General features: G+C 38.1%; 23 protein-coding genes. 11 read left to right on the top strand and 12 right to left on the bottom strand.

The annotated features are described in order from the left end of the window. From C6H22_RS03460 to C6H22_RS03485, 6 genes are all read left to right on the top strand, one after another. Positions 1-570 (top strand): outer membrane family protein (locus tag C6H22_RS03460; protein WP_199769800.1); only part of this gene is annotated, 570 nt, incomplete at its 5' end. 8 nt (positions 571-578) lie between these two features. Then, the gene (locus tag C6H22_RS03465) at positions 579-1448 is read left to right on the top strand and encodes a hypothetical protein (protein WP_104693951.1); all 870 of its coding nucleotides are present in this window, start codon (positions 579-581) and stop codon (positions 1446-1448) included. A gap of 99 nt (positions 1449-1547) precedes the next feature. After that, positions 1548-1736, top strand: coding sequence for a 50S ribosomal protein L28 (gene rpmB, locus C6H22_RS03470; RefSeq protein WP_104693952.1), 189 nt, complete (start codon positions 1548-1550; stop codon positions 1734-1736). 6 nt (positions 1737-1742) lie between these two features. Further along, entirely contained in the window at positions 1743-2879 is a 1137-nt protein-coding gene (locus C6H22_RS03475) for a potassium channel family protein (protein ID WP_199769804.1), read from the top strand. Continuing rightward, a complete protein-coding gene (gene argJ / locus C6H22_RS03480) occupies positions 2872-4077 on the top strand; it encodes a bifunctional glutamate N-acetyltransferase/amino-acid acetyltransferase ArgJ (RefSeq protein ID WP_104693954.1) in 1206 nt (401 codons plus the stop codon). Before C6H22_RS03475 ends, argJ begins: the two co-directional genes overlap by 8 nt. A gap of 58 nt (positions 4078-4135) precedes the next feature. Then, on the top strand, positions 4136-6493 hold the full coding sequence (locus C6H22_RS03485; protein WP_104693955.1) for a tetratricopeptide repeat protein: 2358 nt from the start codon (positions 4136-4138) through the stop codon (positions 6491-6493). A gap of 323 nt (positions 6494-6816) precedes the next feature. Here the strand turns inward: C6H22_RS03485 and C6H22_RS03490 are convergent, their stop codons facing one another. The 7 genes from C6H22_RS03490 to ffh all read right to left on the bottom strand — a co-directional run bounded on the left by C6H22_RS03490 (position 6817) and on the right by ffh (position 11589). Beyond that, positions 6817-7209: a hypothetical protein gene (locus tag C6H22_RS03490; RefSeq protein ID WP_104693956.1), complete on the bottom strand. Its 393-nt coding sequence runs from the start codon at positions 7207-7209 to the stop codon at positions 6817-6819. A 781-nt stretch (positions 7210-7990) separates the two neighbouring features. Further along, positions 7991-8362 carry a 50S ribosomal protein L19 gene (rplS, locus tag C6H22_RS03495; RefSeq protein WP_104693957.1) on the bottom strand — a complete coding sequence of 124 codons (372 nt, stop codon included), beginning with the start codon at positions 8360-8362 and terminating at the stop codon, positions 7991-7993. Positions 8363-8385: 23 nt separating this feature from the next. Then, positions 8386-9096 carry a tRNA (guanosine(37)-N1)-methyltransferase TrmD gene (trmD, locus tag C6H22_RS03500; protein WP_199769801.1) on the bottom strand — a complete coding sequence of 237 codons (711 nt, stop codon included), beginning with the start codon at positions 9094-9096 and terminating at the stop codon, positions 8386-8388. Continuing rightward, positions 9096-9680, bottom strand: a complete 585-nt coding sequence (gene rimM, locus C6H22_RS03505; RefSeq protein ID WP_104693958.1) for a ribosome maturation factor RimM — start codon at positions 9678-9680, stop codon at positions 9096-9098. Before rimM ends, trmD begins: the two co-directional genes overlap by 1 nt. Further along, positions 9640-9894, bottom strand: coding sequence for a KH domain-containing protein (locus tag C6H22_RS03510; protein ID WP_104693959.1), 255 nt, complete (start codon positions 9892-9894; stop codon positions 9640-9642). Before C6H22_RS03510 ends, rimM begins: the two co-directional genes overlap by 41 nt. Before the next feature lie 34 nt (positions 9895-9928). After that, positions 9929-10159: a 30S ribosomal protein S16 gene (gene rpsP / locus C6H22_RS03515; protein ID WP_095628315.1), complete on the bottom strand. Its 231-nt coding sequence runs from the start codon at positions 10157-10159 to the stop codon at positions 9929-9931. Between the two features lie 92 nt (positions 10160-10251). Further along, on the bottom strand, positions 10252-11589 hold the full coding sequence (gene ffh / locus C6H22_RS03520; RefSeq protein WP_104693960.1) for a signal recognition particle protein: 1338 nt from the start codon (positions 11587-11589) through the stop codon (positions 10252-10254). A 173-nt stretch (positions 11590-11762) separates the two neighbouring features. Here ffh and C6H22_RS03525 point away from each other — a divergent pair, with 173 nt between their 5' ends. Genes C6H22_RS03525 through C6H22_RS03535 form a run of 3 tightly spaced genes read left to right on the top strand, consistent with a single transcriptional unit; the run spans position 11763 to position 13874 of the window. Next, positions 11763-12173, top strand: a complete 411-nt coding sequence (locus C6H22_RS03525; RefSeq protein WP_104693961.1) for a Fur family transcriptional regulator — start codon at positions 11763-11765, stop codon at positions 12171-12173. A gap of 43 nt (positions 12174-12216) precedes the next feature. Then, positions 12217-13461, top strand: a complete 1245-nt coding sequence (locus tag C6H22_RS03530) for a molybdopterin molybdotransferase MoeA (RefSeq protein WP_104693962.1) — start codon at positions 12217-12219, stop codon at positions 13459-13461. Beyond that, complete coding sequence (locus C6H22_RS03535) at positions 13458-13874, top strand: universal stress protein (protein ID WP_104693963.1); 417 nt, start codon at positions 13458-13460, stop codon at positions 13872-13874. Before C6H22_RS03530 ends, C6H22_RS03535 begins: the two co-directional genes overlap by 4 nt. Before the next feature lie 4 nt (positions 13875-13878). Here the strand turns inward: C6H22_RS03535 and C6H22_RS03540 are convergent, their stop codons facing one another. Further along, the gene (locus C6H22_RS03540) at positions 13879-15057 is read right to left on the bottom strand and encodes an MFS transporter (RefSeq protein ID WP_104693964.1); all 1179 of its coding nucleotides are present in this window, start codon (positions 15055-15057) and stop codon (positions 13879-13881) included. Between the two features lie 143 nt (positions 15058-15200). On the opposite strand from C6H22_RS03540, the gene ilvA reads away from it, so the two are divergent. Next, positions 15201-16436 carry a threonine ammonia-lyase gene (gene ilvA, locus C6H22_RS03545; RefSeq protein WP_104693965.1) on the top strand — a complete coding sequence of 412 codons (1236 nt, stop codon included), beginning with the start codon at positions 15201-15203 and terminating at the stop codon, positions 16434-16436. Between the two features lie 34 nt (positions 16437-16470). Here the strand turns inward: ilvA and C6H22_RS03550 are convergent, their stop codons facing one another. From C6H22_RS03550 to dnaJ, 4 genes are read right to left on the bottom strand one after another with little or no spacing between them, the layout of a single operon-like run. Continuing rightward, entirely contained in the window at positions 16471-17325 is an 855-nt protein-coding gene (locus C6H22_RS03550; protein ID WP_104693966.1) for a bifunctional riboflavin kinase/FAD synthetase, read from the bottom strand. Further along, positions 17291-18022 (bottom strand): 23S rRNA (cytidine-2'-O)-methyltransferase TlyA, encoded by a 732-nt coding sequence (tlyA, locus tag C6H22_RS03555; protein WP_104693967.1) that lies wholly within the window; start codon positions 18020-18022, stop codon positions 17291-17293. Before tlyA ends, C6H22_RS03550 begins: the two co-directional genes overlap by 35 nt. Beyond that, a complete protein-coding gene (locus C6H22_RS03560) occupies positions 18022-18495 on the bottom strand; it encodes a hypothetical protein (RefSeq protein ID WP_158654612.1) in 474 nt (157 codons plus the stop codon). Before C6H22_RS03560 ends, tlyA begins: the two co-directional genes overlap by 1 nt. Before the next feature lie 53 nt (positions 18496-18548). Then, positions 18549-19649: a molecular chaperone DnaJ gene (gene dnaJ / locus C6H22_RS03565; protein ID WP_104693969.1), complete on the bottom strand. Its 1101-nt coding sequence runs from the start codon at positions 19647-19649 to the stop codon at positions 18549-18551. A gap of 74 nt (positions 19650-19723) precedes the next feature. On the opposite strand from dnaJ, the gene recR reads away from it, so the two are divergent. Beyond that, on the top strand, positions 19724-20314 hold the full coding sequence (gene recR / locus C6H22_RS03570) for a recombination mediator RecR (RefSeq protein ID WP_104693970.1): 591 nt from the start codon (positions 19724-19726) through the stop codon (positions 20312-20314). Positions 20315-20324: the final 10 nt, after the last annotated feature.

Here is a 20324-nt window from a genome sequence, read left to right on the forward strand (position 1 = left end):
ACCGCGCTTTTTCCTATACACAACAAGGGAATAAATAGTCTTGGCAGACATTATTTTGCAAACTTTGGCGATGGGGATTCATCGGGGTTTAGTGCGTCGCTTGTGGCACGGCAAGATTTTGATTTTTTACGCCATTATAATGTCTCACTCGCTGTATATAAAAATATAGGCAACGCCAATGCGCGTATGGGACAACCAGGCAATCCACTTGGATTCTATACACTTGATAATAGTGTGTATAGCACAGGTCCTGCGCTCAATGCCTTTTTAGCGCCCGATGCGTTTAGTGCGCTGTTTTTGAGTAATGTCGCATTAGGAGCAACAAAAGCTGGAAATTTTGTTTTTGGGCTTGATGGACGATATACTACCGCACCAAGCGCTAGAGAGCACGCACTCAAACTGCACATAGATTGGGAGATAGATTCTCATCTTGCATTAGGATTGATAGCGACTTATTATATTTCTACGCCCCTAGAAGCTAGTGTGTGGGCATTAAATGGCGAGAGCTATGAAGTTGGTAAAGCGTTTAGTAGAAGTTATGTGATCTCATGGATTAATTACAATTTTTAGGTGGTTGCATGGATACACAATCTCTCCCAAATATTCACACATTTTTACAGACATTGGGTGCGTATAGCGGTAAGGTTATTAAGCCTCTTAAAGATTTTGGCGTGGGAGCTACATACAAGAGGGCGTTAAGTTTTGGACTTTTTGCACCTTTGGCACAAGAGATCTTAGAGCGCTCTAAGGTTACTCAAGGGATTATCTTGCACCCATTTTTTTTCGAGGATACACACAATATCTATCGCTATGAAATTGGCACAGAATCTGGCGTGAGTGCGTTATTGGGATTAGAATGTGAAAGTTTGGCAGAATTTGTTGCGGAGTTAGATATTGGCTATATCGTTAATGAAAGTAGTTTGTGCGATGAGGAAGTGGCACACATACAGGATTTTGTGCGAAGTGGTGGTGCGCTTATTTTGGGGCGTGATTTATATTTGCATACGCAGAGCGTGTTTATTGCACAGATTCTAGGAAGCGTGGCAAAAGAGAGAAATATAGAAATTTTTATGCAAGATCTCTCGCACCCTTATGAGACATCTACATCTATAGATATACAAGATTCACTAGATTCTGCCATTTTAGAGGAATTGCCAGAAAATAATGGTGCATTTGCGTATATATGTTTAGAATCTGAAATGCCAGAGGCATTTGGTGCTAAGCAAAATGCTATGCAAGAACTTCTTGCACCAGAGAGTTTTAAAGCTATTTTAAAAATTAAAACACAAGGTGTGTATCCTATAGGGTTGATGGGCGTCATGGATACAGAATCTACAAAAAACAAAGAGTGTCAAGTGTCTTTTTGTCCTGCCATAAGAGGCACGATAGGTTGCTTGCCTAAAGCACAGGTATTGCAATATCCATTCGTGCGTATCCTTGCTCCTTAGGGTTTTGGTTTTTGCGGTAGCAAAATCGCACTATTTAAGCAAAACCTTGTAATATTTTTGTATAATTGCAGGCTTAAAATTCATCCAAAGGTTGTGAGAATGTCAAGAAAATGTATATTTACAGGCAAAGGTCCAATGGTTGGCAATAATGTAAGCCATGCAAACAACAAAACAAAAAAGCGTTCCTTACCAAATTTGCGTAGGGTTAGAATTAAGCTAGAGGATGGCACAAGTATGCGTGTTCGTGTGGCTGCCTCGACACTACGCACAATGAGAAAAAAATCTTAAGAGAGGATTCTCTACACCTTGGCTAAGGTAAAAAAAAATTCGCACACAAAGATCCAACAAGGCCCCGATATTAGCTTAAGTACTGAACTTTATCAGCAGCTTAAGCCTTTTAGAATCCCCCTTATACTCCTTCAGTTCTTTATTGTTTTTGGCACAATAGGATATCTTGTCCTAGAAGATTATGATTTGATGCAGGCTTTCTTCCAAACAACATATACCTTTACCAACACGGGTTTTGGCGCACTCAAAGAGCGAGATTTTGGCACAATTACAATTATTTTTACAACTATACTTATGGTGTGTGGTGCTGGTATTGTTACCTTTAGTGTTGCCTTTACTATTAGTATTTTTAATAATAGCACGCTTATTGCACTTATCAAGGAGCAAAATATGATCTACAAAATTAGTCGCTTACGCAATCATTATGTGATTTGTTACCACAACAAACACACTATCGAGCTTGCTAAGCAGTTTCGAGAATCTCAAATTCCCTTTGTGGTGGTTGATAATACACCAAACTTTGAGCAAGAGGCGCACTTACACAAATATCCTTATTACATTATGGGTGATCCGCACACGCAAGTTGCGATGCTAAAGACGCATCTTTCATCGGCAAAAGGTATTGTAACTTTTTCACCAAATATCACAGAAAATATTGCATTAATCGCGAGTGTGAGGCTATTTGAAAAAGAATTAGGACGCAAGCCTTATTATGTTATTGCCAATGCTAGCACACAAGAAGAAATCGATAAGCTAAAAAAATTAGGTTGCGATTTTGTCGTATCCGCTTCTAAACTTCTCGCACAGAGAATCTCGGCTATGGCGATTAGACCAGATATGGAAAATCTTTTGGAGCAATTTTTATATAAGCGTGATACTAAGCTTGATTTGGAGGAAATCATCGTGCCAAAATATAGTTGGCTTGTATTACGAAAACTTAAAGACGCGCATTTTAGAGATGTAACAAATGTGTCGGTTGTAGCTATTACACAAAAAGATGGTAAATTTATCACAATGCCAACAGGAGATGCAGTTGTAACAAGTGAGTGCAAAATGCTTCTTATAGGGACTTCTGAAGATATAAGAATGACAAAGCGTTTGATTATGAGAAAACAAAAACCTAGAGAGGTGGATTATGTCTAAACATTATAATGTGTATCCTATAGATGGTGGTGTGTGTGCATCAAATGGATTTATGGCTGATGGCGTTGCAGCCGGACTTAAAAAAGATAATGCGCTTGATATGGCGTTTATTTGCGCAAAAGAGGACTTTAGTGTGCATACGCTTTTTACAAGTAACACATTTGCTGCTGCACCTATTGTGCATTTTAGACAATATGTAGAAGGAAAACAAAGCAATTTTGTTCTCATCACGACAAAAAATGCTAATGCGATGACAGGCAAAGCGGGTGTGCAAGATGTATGTGAGATTTTGGACGCTTTAAAGAAGCGATTTAGTTGGGTTACAAATCCTATTATGTCAAGCACTGGTGTTATCGGTGTGCGTTTGCCAAAAGAGCAAATTATACAGGCTTTTGAAAAATTTAGTTTTGAATCTAATAGAGATTCACATAAGCGTGCTAGTGATGCAATCCGTACCACAGATGCTTTTAGTAAAGAAATTGCCTTGGAAGTTGAGTTAGAAAATGGCAAATGTTTTAGGATTGGTGCTATGGCAAAAGGTGCAGGTATGATTGCTCCTTCTTTGGCAACAATGCTTTGTTTTATCACTACAGATGCACCCATTCCTGCAGAACACGCACAAAAACTTCTGCAAAAATATGCTAAGAAAAATTTTGATGCTATTAGTGTCGATGGGGATATGAGCACCAATGATTCTGTGTTTTTACTCTCTAGTGGGAAAAGCGAGGCATACGATGAGGAAGCCTTTGGTATAGCACTAGATACGATCACACATAAACTCGCTCTTGATATGGTGCGTGATGGCGAGGGTGCAAGTAGGGTTGTAGCCTTTGAAGTAAAAGGTGCCCGTGATGAGGCACAAGCGCGATGTGCTGCTAAAGCTCTTAGTAATTCTTTGCTTGTGAAAACAGCAATTTTTGGCGGTGATCCAAATTGGGGACGTATCGCTTCAACAATAGGTGCTAGCGGAGTACAAGCGCGTGAAGAATCGCTAAGTATTAGTATTGGTGGTGTGTTGGTGTATAATAAGGGCGATATTGTTTTTACTCCAGAGGTAGAGGCTAAGGCGCACAAGGCTATGGAATCTGCAGAATTTAGAATTGTATGTGATCTAGGAATTGCACAAGGTGCGTATGTGAGCTATGGCTGCGATTTGGGACATAAATATGTGGAGATAAATTCAGATTATCGATCTTGACACATAAAAAATGGTGCAAAACTTGCTTATATTGCATATATATAAATAAGGAGTAAGATTGCTACGGGTTTTTGTGTGTTGTGCATTCATTTTTATAGGAATTAGTAATGCACTTGAGGTGAGCATTAATTATGGTAAGCAAAATAATGCGCATTTTTCTGTCCTAAATCTTCAGCACGATAAGCCTTTTGAGTGTCAAGCCCTTACTAATACCTATGGTGAAACTACAAGAATTGTATGTGTTGTTAAACAAACTCCTACGGCTAGTTTTTCGCCTACAAGCACGATTTTTTTTAAGTTTTGGAATCGTGTTATAGATGGAGAATTTTACCTTTATATTGAGCCAAATTTTTCTGCTAAGCTTTTTAATACTTATATAGATTTGCGTGATGAAGTAACTATTCCCAAGGAACGTCCAAAAAAGTCTAAAAAATGGCAAGTTGTAGGGTATAAAGATCATATTCCTTTTCTCTCATCAAGCAATGCTCCTGTAGATGGTTTAAATTTCCCTGTGCGTATTGCTCAAGGTGAAGAAAATTTTGTCCAAGCACTTGATATTAATCGCACACCCTTAGAGTTTGAAGAAGGTCAAGATTTTACCTATTATCTTGCAATTCAAGATTTGATGAAAAATGCTTTATATTTTGATGCGATAAAAATGATTGATGAGACATTGCGCATATTTCCCGAGAGTATTTTTGTCAAAGATTTAATGTATTATCGTCTTAAGGTGCTTGAAGAACTTGATCCACAAGAAAATGCTGATGCTATTATCGATATGGGGACTAAATGGGTCAAACGCTATCCGACAGATATGTATGTCCCAGAGGTTTTGTATTATGTAGGAAATGCTTATAATGATATTCATTTTGGATCAGAATCTAAGTATTTTTTTGATCGCTTAATTAGTGAATATCCTAACTCGCGTTTTGCGCCACTAGCAAAAATGCAACTTGCTAAAAATTATTATGGACTTTCAGATTCTCCTACTGCTATGCGACTTTTTGTGCAAGCCTATCAGGAGGCAAAGGATCTTGATAGTGCGAGTATGATTGCGCTAAATTGGAGTGAATTTTATATAGAATCTGGCAAAAAACAAGATGCACAAAAACTTATTGATACGCTTTTATCAGCATATCCACAATTTTTGGGAGAAAATATTACAAAAACATATAATTTTATTGCGTTACTTGCCGAGAATGAAATGTGGGAGAGCGCGGCTAAAATGAGTGAATTGCTTTTTGCACAGCTTCATGATGATATGGTGTTTGCGCGTGATGAGGTGCTAAATAGAGCTGCATTGTATTATCAAAATGCTAACCAATACGAAAAGGCACACGAGTTAAATGAACTTTTTATGCAAGAGTTTCCTAATAAAGCACATGCTCAAGAAGTCAAAGAACGTGATGATAAGATGCTCTTTTTTGTGGGTGTAGATGATGACGATGCGAAAAAAATTGAGCGTTATGAATATCTTATACAAAAATACCCAAATACAGATATTGCCCAAAAAGCCACAAAATTAAAATCTCAAATTCTCTTTTCACAAGGGCGATATAATGAGCTTTTGGACGCACAAGATCAAGAATTAGCCCAAAAAAGCTATTTTGAATTAATCCTTAAAGCTATAGAATCTAAAGATTGCCCAAAAATCGTGGAGTATTTTGCACATTACCCAAAGGATAAGTTTAGTGATGAGCAGAATCTGGTGGCATTTACATGTTTGTATGATGTGTCGCTTAATAAAGAAGCCCAAAAACTTATAGAAGGTATGGCACAAGCACAAAGCGATATGCATAAAAAGCTAGATATTCTCTATTATGAGGCAAAAAATCTCGATAAATTGGGTATGGTAAAACAAGCTACACTTGCTAGTCGCGACGCGTTGTCATTGGCGCAGGGATTAGGAGAGAGTAGGCGTTATAACATTGGATTTGTGCTGTTTAAAAATCTCATGGCACTAGGTAATCTTGATGAAGCGCGTGAGGTTTATACATTTTTGCATAAACATATTGGCGATGATGTGCGTATGATTGATGTAGATTTAGAGCTACTAAAATCTGCCCAAACTCAAAAAGAAGAAACTTCTATTGAATTATATGCGCGTGATATTTTACGTTTACAACACCTCCATAAGAGTAGTAATGGGACACCATACGTGGAATTAGCCCTTGGGCAGTCGTATATGCGACTTGGGGCGTGGCAAGATTCTAATACGATTTTAGGCGAGCTTTTGCAAAAAGATATTACGCCATCCACTCGCGCACAGGCTTTGTATTTACAGGGATCAAATTATAAAAATGCTAGTGACCTTACACACGCCAAAGAGAGTTTTGAATCTTGTCAAAAACTCCAAGGTGCTGGGGTAGATATGTGGCAAAATCTCTGTACTGAAGGATTAGAGTTGCTAAAATAGATTCTGCATTCTAAAGAGTATCTCGCTTAATTCTTGTGGTTTCTTATTACTAAATTTTATAGAGCAAACCGAGATTGGTAGCAAATGTGCCTATATATGTAGTGTCATCAAGTGACCAATTTCCATTTATATCCCAGGTAATACTCAAGTTTGTAGCAGGAATAGTATAAAATGTTCCAACTCTCCATATAGGGTAGAGTGAATCTAGTTTTTTAGTTAGATTTTGTGAAATTCCATTGCTATCTTTAATTATGATATTGATTGCAGAACTTATATTTTTTGTAATACCAAATCCAGCGAATAAACCCCAGTCTTTAAGGTTTTTAGTTACTACTGCTTCTACCTATGCGATTATCTTTAATAGTAGTAGGACAGCCATTATCATAGCATGAATAATATCTGTCAGGATAGCTATAAGATGTTTCAGATTCTATGCCACCAACATTTCCCATTATGTAAAGAGTATTTATGCCTAATGACCAACTTTTATTATTAAATTCTCTTGTATATCCAGCTCTTATCGTTATAGGTACAACAAGACCTAATGAGAGACTATCAAGTGTGAGAAAATTGGAATAGCCATAAGGAGCAAGTGATATAGATTCCATTCTTCCATCAGCAAATCCAAGACCCACATCGGTACTTATAGTAAGATAATTTTTTCTCTTTTGATTTTTAAGCACCCATTTTAAACTTTGATCTATATCAATACGCACATTCCCCTGAAACTTGTTCTCTTGTATAAGTTCAACAAGATTTTTAATAGTGTTTTCCTGATTGCCTCTATAATCATCAATTTCTGCACTTGCAAAGCCATTCCATATATAGTCTATTTTACCTTGATTGTTGAGGCAACTAATATCTATATAGATTTTTTTGTAGGTTTTGTAGTATGTATAAGTATGTGTTTGTGGTGTTGTAGTCGTGGTAGTACTATTTCCACGACCAGATACATAGTATTCCCCAACAAACCCACTTATATTAGTATTTGTATGACTAGTGCTAGTATTGTATGTTGTATAGCTACCCGTATTTTATAGGTTGGTTCATCTAGTTTGTAGAAAATGCCACAAACATTTTTCTCTAGATTCTGTATTGTTATCTACGATAGAATATCCATCCTGTATCATTAAATGTTCTAGGATTTTCCCAAAGTTTATTTCTTCTAGGCTTGCATCATCCGGGACGACAACTATAATGGCTGCTTTTTATCTATTTTTGTATTAAATGCACCTTCTGTTTTGTAATATGCTGTCGAACAGCCACTAAAATATACAAGTATTAATGTTATTAAGTATGTTATTTCTTTCATCTCTGCTCCTACTTTTGAGAATAGCGGAGATTATATTATTTTTTTTGCAAGTTGGGCAAGCAGACTAGATTCATCTGCAATGTTTATGAAATAAGAGATATTTTACACGAAGTCATGAGAAAATGAACCAGAAGTTTTAGAATCTATCTGTGCTCTTGTTTATACAAACAGATTCAATAAGAGTACTATTTCGTGCGATCTTGTTTGCGAAGTTCTTTAATGCGCGCTGCTTTACCACTGCGAGTGCGTAAGTAATAAAGTTTAGCTCTTCTTACGCGTCCGATACGCAATACTTGGATAGAATCTAGGCTTTCACTATAAAGCGGGAATGTTTTTTCTACACCTATATTGTTGGCACCCATTTTGCGCACAGTAAAGGTTCGATCTACACCATTCCCCCTAATAGCGATACATACACCCTCAAAATTTTGGATTCTGCTTTTATCACCTTCTTGAATCTTAATGCCTAGTCTTATAGTATCTCCAGCCTTAAATTGCGGAACTTTTTTGTCGCCAATCTGTGCTTTTTGGAAGCTCTCGACATATCTATTTTTCATACCTAATCCTTAGATGTCAAAAATTATTTCTTTGCTACCGCGAGATGTGTGCGAAACAAATCGGGTCGAAAATATTGCGTTTTGCAACTTGCCAAAGAATGTTTTAGACCTGCGATTTTATTATGGTTTCCCTTTGAATACTCTGAAGGGATTGCAAATTTTTGCAAACTTTTGATTTTTTTTTCAAAGTTTGATGTGTTTTTTGCAAAGTTTGGGGCTTCAAGCAGATAAGATTCAAAGCTTTCACCTTTGAGTGAATCTGCATTACCAAGCACATTTGGAATCTGTCGCGCAATACTATCTGCAAGGCACAAGGCTCCAAGCTCCCCACCAGTGAGGATATAATCACCTATGCTAAATACTTCATCACCACAACATTCTATCAATCGTTCATCAAAGCCCTCATAACGACCACATACAAAGCTAATATGGGATTTTTTGGCAAGGCGTGCAGCATCATTTTGTTTAAACGGCTTACCACAAGGACTAAGAAATATAATATGGGAATTTTGTGCCTCCCATAATGCATAGGCTAGAGATTCAAACATAAGCACCTGTCCCGCTCCACCGCTTATAGGTGGATTATCGACTGCTTGGTATATGTTTGTTGCAAATTCGCGAAAATTTATACATTCAATATCTATAAGTTTGTGCTCGCATGCTCGTTTTAGGATAGAATCTTCAAAATAGGGTAAGATAAGCTGTGGAAAGAGTGTAAAAAAACTAAATTTCATTAGCTATTTTCCAAAATTTCGCGCGCATTTTGCGTATAAATACATTTTTGTGCGATATCAGTTTGGATAATGAAACGATCGATATAAGGCAAAAGAAAGGTTTTTGGGAGTTTTTGCGTTGCCAAAAGATGAGGATTAGTGTTTATGATCATATAGTCTGTGTTACCTATACGCTCAATCTCCTGGACTTTGCCTAATGTGATTTGAGATTCTATAATGTCACAACCGATAATATCAAACCAAAAAAATTCATCATCTTTCAAGATGCAATCTTGCCGACTTTGCGCTATAGTGGCATACAATATATGGTTTGTAAGTGCTTTTGCCATTTCTTGTGTCAAGATGTCGCAAAACTGGATTTTTGCATAATCTTTGTTAGGGAGTGGCGTATAGGATTGCACAATGACAGAAGAATAGATTCTGTGGGACGTGTAGTATAGCTTGTCCCTTGCTATGCTTGTGGGGAAATCGGTTTGCACAAAAAGACGCAAACTCCCATCAAATCCGATGGTGCGTCCGATCTTGCCTATTTGTATGAGATTATCAGTTGATTGCTTGGATAAAGATTCTGTAGTTTTGTCCATCTTTGGCTTTTGCTCCCGAAATAAGCGTTTTAAGAGAGCCTATCATTCTACCTTCTTTGCCAATGAGTCGCCCAAGATCATCAGAATGAGCCAAAACACATATTTCTCGTGTTGTACTTCCATCTTCTTCTATGATATCTCGACTTGAGACACCAATATATTCAGGTCTTGTGGCGAGCTTTTTGGTATATGTTTCTACGAACTTTTCTATCATTGTAAATTCTTACAATATGCCTAAAGATATGTAGTTATTTGCTTGTGAGTTTGCTCACGCGGTCACTCATTTTTGCTCCCACACCCTTCCAGTATTCTAGTCTTTGTGCGTCAAATTTCACAACCGCAGGTTGTGCAAGAGGATTATAATAACCAAGAGATTCTATCCAACCACCATCGCGTTTTTTACGAGAATCTGTTACTACAATGCGATAAAAAGGTTTCTTTTTGCGTCCCATTTTGGTTAAGCGAATTACTGTTGCCATTGGCTCTCCTTTGTGTTTCTATAGCGAATCTTAATTTGTGTATTTACAAAAAAAGCGGATTATATGCTATGTTTGCTTAAATTGTTTTGATATTACTTTGGAAATCGTGCATTTCCTAGTATGCTCATAAGTTCTTGCATACCGCCTTTTTGACTCATTTTTTTTGCCATTTTGGCAGCATTATCAAATTGTTTGATAATGCGATTGATACTTGCAACATCAAGACCGCTCCCTTGTGCTATTCTTTTGCGTCTTGAACCATTGAGGATATCAGGGTTTGCACGCTCTTTTGGCGTCATGGAATTGACCATTGCACGGATATGTTTAATCTCTTGAGAGTTATCTAAGTCCACATTTTTTAATGCACTTGCCATATTACCAAGTCCTGGAATCATCGAAACAATCGAACTCATAGAGCCAAGCTTTTTGATATTTTCTATTTGGCTAAGAAAATCTTCAAACCCAAATTGTCCTTTTTTAAGTTTTTTGGTAATGTCTTTGGCTTCTTTTTGGGTGATGATAGTGGCAGTTTTTTCGGCTAAAGATTCTATATCTCCTGCTCCCATAAGTCGTGAGATAATGCGATCTGGCAAGAAAAGATCCAAGTCCGCCACTTTTTCGCCATTTCCTATAAAACGCAATGGCACACCGATTTGATACGCTATACTCAAAGCAATACCACCTTTAGAATCGCTATCAAATTTTGTCAAAATCACACCATCAATACCAATCTTTTCATCAAAATACGCCGCACTTTTAACCCCATCTTGTCCAACAAGAGAATCTACTACATAAAAGCATTCCGTAGGCGCGATATGTTTTTTGATTGTAACAAGTTCATTCATCAGTTCTTCATCAATACTAAGGCGTCCAGCTGTATCCACAAGCAAAACATCATAATGTCCGCTTATAGCCTTTTGTTTGGCTTCTTGTGCGACTTGTAGTGGTGTTTGTGAATCATTAGTGGGAGCAAATACATCAATTTCTATGCTTACTCCTAATTGTTTGAGTTGCTCTACTGCAGCCAATCTTTGCAAATCACACGCAGCCAAAAGCACCTTTTTACCCCTAGCCTTAAGATAATCGCCTAGTTTTGCGGTGGTGGTAGTTTTACCGCTCCCTTGTAATCCCATCATAAGCACGATTGTAGGTGGAGTAGGCGCAAAGATAAAGCCATAATGCCTAGAGGTTTTTAGGATATTTTGCAAACTTTCTTGCAAGGCATGTGTGAAATTTTGTTTGCCGATACCCTTTGCTTTTGTGTTTTGCTCAACTTGTGTGAGAATCTCTTTGGTAACCTTATGATGCACATCATTGCGAAGTAGGATTTTTTTGAGCTCTTCTAGCGCACCTTTTAGCGCTTTTTCATCATCGTTAAAGCGGATTTTGTTTGTTATATTTTTGAATGATTGGGTAAGTGTGTCAAACACGCTAACTCCTTAGGTATTAAAAAATGTTAGGAGTTGGAATTGTATAAAAAAAACATTGTGTTTTGGCTAAAAGTTATGATTTTGCATTAACTTTTTTCTTGTATAAGGTTCTGTTTTTTTGATGCATTTTGTTACAACACAAAGAATTTCTTCTAATAAGGATATGTCGATTTATGGTTGAATTTACAAAAGATCTAAAAGCAAAGAATCTAAAAGTTACACCCCAGCGTATCGCAATGTTGCATGAGATTGAAGAAAATGGTCATATGGATGTTGATGAATTGTATGAAAGGATTAAAGAATCTTATCCTTCTATCTCTCTTGCTACGATTTATAAAAATATCGGCGTGTTGTGTGAGGCAAATATTTTGCGAGAAATCAAAGCACCAAATCATAAGCAAAAATATGAACTTGCTTGTGATAAACATATCCATGTAGCTTGTGAGAAATGTGGAAAGTTTGAGGACTTAAAGATGGATACAACTACACTAGAAGAAATGGGATCGCAAAAAAGTGGATATAGGCTTTATGATACTTCTGCGGTGCTTATTGGTGTATGCCCAGAATGTGCTCAACGCGCTTGAAATGTAGATTCACACATCATAGATTCGCATACAAGGATGGGTTGTGCTAGGTGTTGGAGAGATTTTTGAGAAACTTTGGCAAAGTTGCGCTTTCAAAAGAGAATCTTTGTCAATTATAAACCAAGATCTTTGCAATGCACAGGGCTTTGTGTTGGCGCAAGATATTGTAGCTATACGCCCACTGCCACCTTTTGATAATTCTGCTATGGACGGCTATGCAGTGTGTGTAGAAGATGCAGGGAAAGAAGTAAAATTTGCTGGACGCACACTTGCTGGAGAGAGTAATGTCGGCTTTGTGCTTGCTCAAGGTTTTTGTCATAAGGTAATGACAGGATCTCCCATTCCTCGTGGCACACAAGCTGTGGTGCCTATTGAGCAGGTTACACACAGCAATGAGCATACCATCTTGCTTCCTGCTGATATTAAAGATTCACAAAATATTCGCTTTGCAGGTGAAGAGATCGCCTTAAATTCGGTAATTTTGCCAAAAGGAAAGCGTCTTAGAGCATTGGATTTGGGTTTGATTGCTTCTCAAGGATTTTCACATATCAAGGTGTATAAAAAGCCTAAGATCGCACTTTTTTCTAGCGGAGATGAAGTCATAGAACCCGGAGAAGTTGCGCTAGATCATCAGATTTATAATACAAATGCCACAACACTTATGACACTTTTTGCGCAATATCATCATGAGACTTGTTATAAGGGAATTTTGCCAGATGATAGGCAGAGTTTGCGTGAAATTTTGTGTGCTCTTGGGGAATATGATATTGTGATTACCACAGGGGGCGCGAGTGTCGGGGATGCAGATTTGCTAAAAGCCACATTACATGAACTTGGCGCAGAATTTATCTTTGATGGTGTGAATCTAAAGCCTGGAAAGCATCTTAGTATAGCGATCTTGGGCGAAAGTATTTTTATTATGTTGCCAGGTAACCCTTTGGCTTCACTCTTGCATGTTTATACTATTATTTTGAGTTTTTTAGAGTTTTGCGCCGGAGCTTATAGATATTATCTGAAAGCACATATTGGGTGTGTAGATTGTGAAGTAACACTAATAAATGGTGTGCAAACACTGCTTTTGGGGGAATTTTGTGATGGTGTTTTTCGTGTTTTTAATCGTGGTAAATTTGGATCAAGTGCGCTTATTAATGTGTGGAAAAATAATGCTATAGCACTTATGGATGAACATTATGCTAAGATTAGTGCTAAAGAATCTATACGATGCTTGCTCTTTGAAAATGATTTTGAAGAGGAGTGTCGTTTTATCAATACAAGGAGGAGCATATGATAAAAGTATTATTTGGTGTAAGTGATACGCAAGAATGTCGTAGAGCAATAGATACGATTGTAAAATTTTTTGGTGATCGCAAAGATGTTGAACTCACGCTTTTGCATGTCAGTCAAGATATTGTAGTGTATGCCCAAAGTGGTGTGGTGAATTATGAAACTATCGAAAATATTGAGTATGAAAAATCTAATGAGATTCTCAATGAATTTGAGCAGGCTTTTAAGGAAAATGGTCTGACATGCCAAAAAATTCTACGCACAGGTAATCCTATCGATATTATGCTTGAGATTGCGAATGAATATGATCTGTTGGTAATTGGTGCGAGTGAATCTTCGCTACTTTATAGAATCTTTAGTTCTCATCAAAATAGCTTTGTTAATTCCTCGCCAATTCCGGTGCTTGTCGCAAAATAAATGCTTAGTGTCGCGTGTAGATAATTGCAATGAGCCCGGGTATTGCAAAGAGCGCGGCAAAAAGTGGATTGTAGGTGATACCAAGTAATGGTGCGATAACCACAAGACCACCAATTTGGTTAGCAACTGCGATTCCCACATTAAATGCAGCTTCATTTACGCTTATGGAGCTATCCATAAAGTCAGGAGTGTATTTTTTGGCGACATTCATCGCATTCATTTTTAATGCAGGAATACTTGCAAATGCGACAAATCCCATACAACATAGATTCACTATCACAAGCCAATCCCAATGATAACTCACGCTCACACATGCATAGATAAGAATCTGTGCACCGATAATCAGCTTTAGGGCTGTGATACTGCCGTGACTATCGGCAAGTTTGCCACCAATAAGATTCCCAAAAATAGCACAAGCACCATAGGCTAAAAGAATAACGCCCATAGCATTTTGTGAAAAATCCATTGTTTTTACAAGAAGTTCTCCAAGATATGTATACAGCACAAAAGCCCCACCACAAGTGCATATTGTAACTAGATATGCTTTAAGAAGTTGAGGAACCTTGAGAGCTTTTAACACATAGATAAGGCGTATTTGTTGCCCTTTAATGTCATTTGGCATAAAAATGCATGCACTAAGAAATGCTAGGCTTGTAAAGAGAAAAATAAGCAAGAAAATTGCTTTAAATCCATAAGCCTCACCGATAAATGTCCCCAATGGCACACCGCTTACAAGTGCTATAGTAAGACCAGATACCATAAGCGCGAGGTTATGAGATTCCTTGCCTTTTGGTGAGACTTGCAAAGCAGTGAGGGTAGCGATAACAAAAAACACACCATGTTGTGTCCCAGCGATAAAACGTGCTACAACATTCAAAGAAAAATTGTCACTGACATAGAGCACAAAATTTGCTATACCAAAGATTCCAAGATTGAGCAAAAGTTGCATTTTTCGGTTAAAGGAACTAAGAGGAATGGTTATAATTGGTGCGCCTATAACGACACCTAATGCATAGGCAGTTGTGAGGTAACCAGCCTTATGCGCATCGATATTAAAAAACTGCTGCACATCAATCAATACTCCAGCAATAACAAACTCCGTAACTCCCATACAAAATGAACTTAACGCAAGGATTACGATGACTTTTTGCGAAAGAGAAAGTCCCAAAACATCTCGTGCCATAAACGCTCCATACAGATATGAATTAAAGTCGCGGATTATAGGACAAAAAAATAGCAATAAAGCTTAATGTTTAAGATTTTTGCCAAGCTAAACGCGTTACAATAAAACCGCAATCAAACTTTATAGAATCTAATGGGGCACGTATGAAACTTATTAACATTTCTCATATACAAGACGCAAGATCGCGTTTGCAGAGTGTGATAGCTCATCAACCACTTGCTTTTGCACCACGCATTAGTAAGATGGCTAACGCACAGGTGTTTTTAAAAAAAGAAAATCTCCAGCTTACAGGGGCATTTAAAATCCGTGGCGCTTATAACAAGATCGCTACACTAAAAGAACAAGATGCGCATGATGGCACGAATTTTTTGGCGCAGGGCGTTATATGTGCGAGTGCAGGTAATCACGCCCAAGGTGTTGCATATAGTGCACAATATTTTAAGACAAAGGCCGTGATTGTTATGCCAGAAAATACGCCGCTACTCAAAGTTGATGGCACTAAGGCAATGGGTGCGGAAGTAGTGCTTGTGGGCAAGAATTACGATGAATCCTATGCTTATGCGCTTAAGCTTGCTAAAGATCGTAATCTCACATTTATTCACCCATTTGCCGATGCAGAGGTTATGGCAGGGCAGGGTAGTATCGCGCTTGAGATGATAGAAGAGCAAGATCTTGATATCGTGGTGGTGCCAGTAGGTGGTGGTGGGCTTATTAGCGGTATAGCAAGTGCGTATAAGGCATTAAGCCCAAAAACAAAAGTAGTAGGTGTCAATGCCAAAGGAGCAAATGCCTTAATGAAGAGCTTTCATGCGCATCAGATTCTCAATTCTCAATCTGTGCGAACTATAGCTGATGGGATCGCTGTGCGTGATGTGAATGAGGGCGTGTTTGAGTGCGTATTAGAGGGTGTTGATGATATGGTGGAAGTTGATGATGAAGAGATAGCGAGTGCAATTTTATTTTTGCTAGAATCTCAAAAGCTCGTAGTAGAGGGTGCTGGTGCAGCAAGTGTTGCTGCGCTTTTGCATCATAAACTAAATCTCAACCCCTCTTTGAAAGTCGGAGCAGTTTTGAGTGGGGGCAATATCGATGTAACAATGCTAAATATGATTATTGAGCGTGGTTTGTTTAAATCTGATAGAAAAATGAAGCTAGAAGTTGTCCTTATAGATAAGCCAGGAAGCTTACAGAATCTCACAAATATTCTTACAAAGGTTGGGGCGAATATTGTCCAAATAAATTATGATCGCACACCTACGAGCTTGGAATATGGCGATGTGCTTATCACAATGGCATTAGAGATAAAGGGCAGGGAGCATAAAGAATCTGTGCTAAAAAGCCTCTTGGAGTGTGGCTATAAATTTAGTGAAGTGATATAGTGTGATATAACTTCTAAGAATCTAGCTTTCTTATTTATGGAGTCTTTGCATTCATAGTGTGTAGGATATGAGTAGCGGTGTCAATATCTTTGGTGATTTGGTTTTTGAGGGATTGTAAAGTATCAAAATGCCTATTTTCTCGGATTTTTTGCACAAACCCTAGTGTGAGATGTGGTGGCAGTGTAGGGATAGAGCGTCCTAAAATATGTGTTTCTATGCTAAATTCTCTATCTGTGCTTAAGCGATTGCCCACAAAACTTACACTCTCATACCATGTCTCATCGATTTTACACATACTTGCATACACACCATCTTGGGGTAATATGTAGTTATTGCATACAAGATTGATTGTTGGGTAGAGTTCGCGTGAGCCAATATTTTGCCCTGTGGTTGTGTGAGTATGTATCGTGTAGATTCGCCCTAGCAAAAGATTGGCAATATGAATATTACCTGTGGTGATACATTCTTTGATAATGCTTGAATGCACGCCAAGATCATGAATTTTGTATTCTGGCACGATGATAATTTCTTTATCCGTACAGAGTGTGTAGAGATCAGAAGCACTAAATTTTCTATCTTTGCCAAACTTAAAGTCATAACCTACCACAATGCGCTTTAATGCTCTAAAGTGTCGTGTGAGAAATTCGACAAATGCTTTGTCACTTAGGTTTTTTATGCGTGCAAGATCGACATAAAATATAGGTATGGTAGTGTGAGATTCTTTGTGTGGTGTAAGCATACGAGGAGCTTGCGTGTGGATACATAAAATTGCACCTTGAGAATCTAAATGCTCCAAAAGCTTAAAATGTGCAAGATGCATACCATCAAACTTGCCAATGGCAAGAGAAGTAATCTCATTTGAGTTGTGCGAGGATAAAGTATTCAGCATTCCCTTCCTTTCCTAAGATATTACTTTTGTGTAGTATGCAAGTATGTGTTTGAGAGAGTAGGGCACAAAATTGTTCTAGATTTTGTTTGATAAGATTTTCATCTTGTAACACGCCTTTTTTGTTGCGTTTGGCATCTTTGCCTACTTCAAATTGTGGCTTAAACAGCAAGAGTAGATATGGAGCTCTAAAGCGCAATATTGAGGGTAAAATAAGGCGTAGCGAGATAAAGCTTACATCACAAGTGATGAGATCAAAATTTATAGTTGAGTGAAAATCGCGAATATCACAATTTTCAAAAAGACTTATGCGTGAATCTTGCCGTAGTGTAGGGTGGAGTTGTGCATTTCCGACATCAACGCACACGATATGTTTGGCACCAGATTCTAAGAGGACTTGCACAAAGCCTCCTGTGCTAGAACCTATGTCTAGGATTGTGCTATGAGCAATTTGCAAGGGTGCATTCAATGTGGAGAGATATGTAAGAAAATCTTGGAGCTTGTATCCCGCACGGCTTACTAGATGAGCTTTGATTTCTAAATATATGGGATCAAGTGGCGTATCGCTAGGTTGGATTATCATTGAGGGTTTGGTAAGTAATGTATTTTTATAACAAACCTTGCGAGCTAAAATCGCCTCTTTTGCTTTTTGCCTACTTTGAAAATATCCCATTGTATGCAAGAGAGAATCTAAGCGCATTAGTGAAGCTTGCTTTTTAACACAGGATAGCCAAAGTCAAAAGTCATGCTTCCTACATCTTTGATTGTTGCTTGGAGTTTCATTGTTTCTCTGTGTTTTTTACTTATGCTATCAAATTCCACGACAAATATTGTATTATATGGGTTTTTGGGACGCAAAATATCGGTGTATTGATGAGGATTTAGGCGCGTTACGAAAAGAGATTCCATGTGAATATCATGTGAAAGAAGTGCAAAAGAGAGTTTGCTTTGGATTTTGGGATCGGGCTTTTTTTCATACAATTCTATGAGAAATACTTCACGTGGGTTGCTGATATGATCTACATCATTTAGATATGTTGCAACAGCAACAAAGGGCGTATATTTGCCCTCTATAATCTCAGCCTTGCGTGATGCTTGGACTTTGCGTTCCAAGCGTTTTTCTTGCGTGATATCGGTATTTTTTGCAGAAGGTATGAGAGAATATGTGCTCACATCGCTACATCCACTACAAATGAGAATACATAAAACACAAGCAAGGCTACGCATTAACTCTTAAACCATGATTTGATTTTGGCAAAGCATTGATCTAGGGCGTTAAGATGTGGAGCGCTCTCATTTCCAAAGCTCTCATGTAATTTTTGAAGTAATTCTTTTTGCTCAGCAGTAAGTTTTTTGGGATAGATAATGGTAATTTGTGCTACAAATTTTCCATATGCGGAGGTATTGAGGATTTTTACTCCTTGATTTTCAAATACAAATTGTGCACCATCTTTGGCATTACTTGGAAGGTTTAGCTCTAGCTCGCCACGTAGGGAAGGGATTTTGATACTTTGACCTAACAGCACGGAAGTAAAAAATACTGGAACTTCTATATAGATATTTTCGCCATCACGGATAAAGTTTTCATCATCATCAGCGTGAATCTGCAAGAATAAATCACCCCTTTTGCCATTTTTATCAGCATGTCCTCTACCTTGTAAGCGGATTCTATTGCCACTATCTACGCCCTCTGGGATTGTAACTTCAAAGCTTTCTTCTTTGTTTTCGTAACCTTTGCCCTTACATGCTGGGCAATTCTCAACCTTTTTCTCCCCTGTGCCACCGCATGCGCTACAAGTTTGTGCAAAGGTTACAAAACCCTGTCGTATGTAGGTTTTTCCCTCACCTCTACACGCACTACAAGTTTGGAGTTTGCCACCTTTTGCACCTGTGCCATTACATTTTTGACACGAGACTTTGTAAATATTTTTGATTGTTTTTGTGCAACCAAACACTGCCTCTTTGAAGCTTAGACGGAGCTCTTGGAGTGCGTGTAGATCCTCACCTCTTTTTGTCCGTGTGCTTCCCCCGCCAAAAAAGCTCTCAAAAATACTTCCAAAGCCCTCGAAAATATCACCAAAACCTTGTGCGCCACCGCTACCATTTAAGCCTTCTTTGCCGTATCGATCATAGATTGCGCGTTTGTTTTCATCACTAAGCACTTCATAGGCTTCGTTGATAAGCTTAAATCTCTCTTCTGCATCTTTGTCATCGGGGTTTCTATCAGGGTGGTATTTGAGTGCGAGTTTGCGGTAGGACTTTTTGATGCTTTCTTTATCACTTGTGCGTGTAACTTCTAGCACTTCATAGTAATCTAGGCTTTCCATTGGTATAATACTCCTTGAGAATAAAACTAAAAATTGTAGCAAAAGAAAACTAAAAAAAATATGTGGGAGGGAAAATGAATACCTACAAAATGGGGTTGCAGTCTTTTTTTGCACTTGTGGAAGCATTAGAGCAAATCCCAGCTATTGGCAAAAAAAGCGCACAAAAAATCGCACTCACTTTAAGCATAGAGGATAAATTTTTGGGATTAAAAGTTGCTCATATGCTTGAAGAAGCCACACGCAATGTGCGTATTTGTGAGAAATGTCTAGGATTAAGCGAATCTGAAGTCTGTGAGATTTGTTTGGATTCTGCACGGGAAAATGGGGAATTGTGTATCGTAGCGCACCCAAAGGATATTTTTACGATAGAAGCTATTGGGGAATTTAGGGGTCGGTATTTTGTGCTAGATTCAAAGGCACACATGCAAGATATTGATTTTGCACTCTTGGCTAGGCGTATAGAATCTGAAAATATTGTTGAGGTAATTTTTGCGCTTTCGCCCACACTTGCAAATGAAGCGATTATGCTTTTTGTCGAAGATGCATTGCAAAATACTAATCTGAGATTCACGAAAATCGCACAGGGTGTGCCAACAGGCATTGGTTTAGATTCTATTGATCAGCTTTCTTTGTCTCGAGCCTTGAGCGCTCGAGTAAAAATTTAGCAAATTTAAG

Source organism: Helicobacter equorum, from assembly GCF_900198655.1.
GTDB lineage: Bacteria > Campylobacterota > Campylobacteria > Campylobacterales > Helicobacteraceae > Helicobacter_F > Helicobacter_F equorum.

Bases quoted from the DNA above. Each gene is read 5' to 3' on its own strand.
- C6H22_RS03465 (WP_104693951.1), top strand. From the start codon at position 579: ATGGATACACAATCTCTCCCAAATATTCACACATTTTTACAGACATTG.
- rpmB (WP_104693952.1), top strand. From the start codon at position 1,548: ATGTCAAGAAAATGTATATTTACAGGCAAAGGTCCAATGGTTGGCAAT.
- argJ (WP_104693954.1), top strand. From the start codon at position 2,872: ATGTCTAAACATTATAATGTGTATCCTATAGATGGTGGTGTGTGTGCA.
- rplS (WP_104693957.1), bottom strand. From the start codon at position 8,362: ATGAAAAATAGATATGTCGAGAGCTTCCAAAAAGCACAGATTGGCGAC.
- trmD (WP_199769801.1), bottom strand. From the start codon at position 9,096: ATGAAATTTAGTTTTTTTACACTCTTTCCACAGCTTATCTTACCCTAT.
- rimM (WP_104693958.1), bottom strand. From the start codon at position 9,680: ATGGACAAAACTACAGAATCTTTATCCAAGCAATCAACTGATAATCTC.
- C6H22_RS03510 (WP_104693959.1), bottom strand. From the start codon at position 9,894: ATGATAGAAAAGTTCGTAGAAACATATACCAAAAAGCTCGCCACAAGA.
- rpsP (WP_095628315.1), bottom strand. From the start codon at position 10,159: ATGGCAACAGTAATTCGCTTAACCAAAATGGGACGCAAAAAGAAACCT.
- C6H22_RS03525 (WP_104693961.1), top strand. From the start codon at position 11,763: ATGGTTGAATTTACAAAAGATCTAAAAGCAAAGAATCTAAAAGTTACA.
- C6H22_RS03535 (WP_104693963.1), top strand. From the start codon at position 13,458: ATGATAAAAGTATTATTTGGTGTAAGTGATACGCAAGAATGTCGTAGA.
- C6H22_RS03540 (WP_104693964.1), bottom strand. From the start codon at position 15,057: ATGGCACGAGATGTTTTGGGACTTTCTCTTTCGCAAAAAGTCATCGTA.
- ilvA (WP_104693965.1), top strand. From the start codon at position 15,201: ATGAAACTTATTAACATTTCTCATATACAAGACGCAAGATCGCGTTTG.
- C6H22_RS03550 (WP_104693966.1), bottom strand. From the start codon at position 17,325: ATGCTGAATACTTTATCCTCGCACAACTCAAATGAGATTACTTCTCTT.
- tlyA (WP_104693967.1), bottom strand. From the start codon at position 18,022: ATGCGCTTAGATTCTCTCTTGCATACAATGGGATATTTTCAAAGTAGG.
- dnaJ (WP_104693969.1), bottom strand. From the start codon at position 19,649: ATGGAAAGCCTAGATTACTATGAAGTGCTAGAAGTTACACGCACAAGT.
- recR (WP_104693970.1), top strand. From the start codon at position 19,724: ATGAATACCTACAAAATGGGGTTGCAGTCTTTTTTTGCACTTGTGGAA.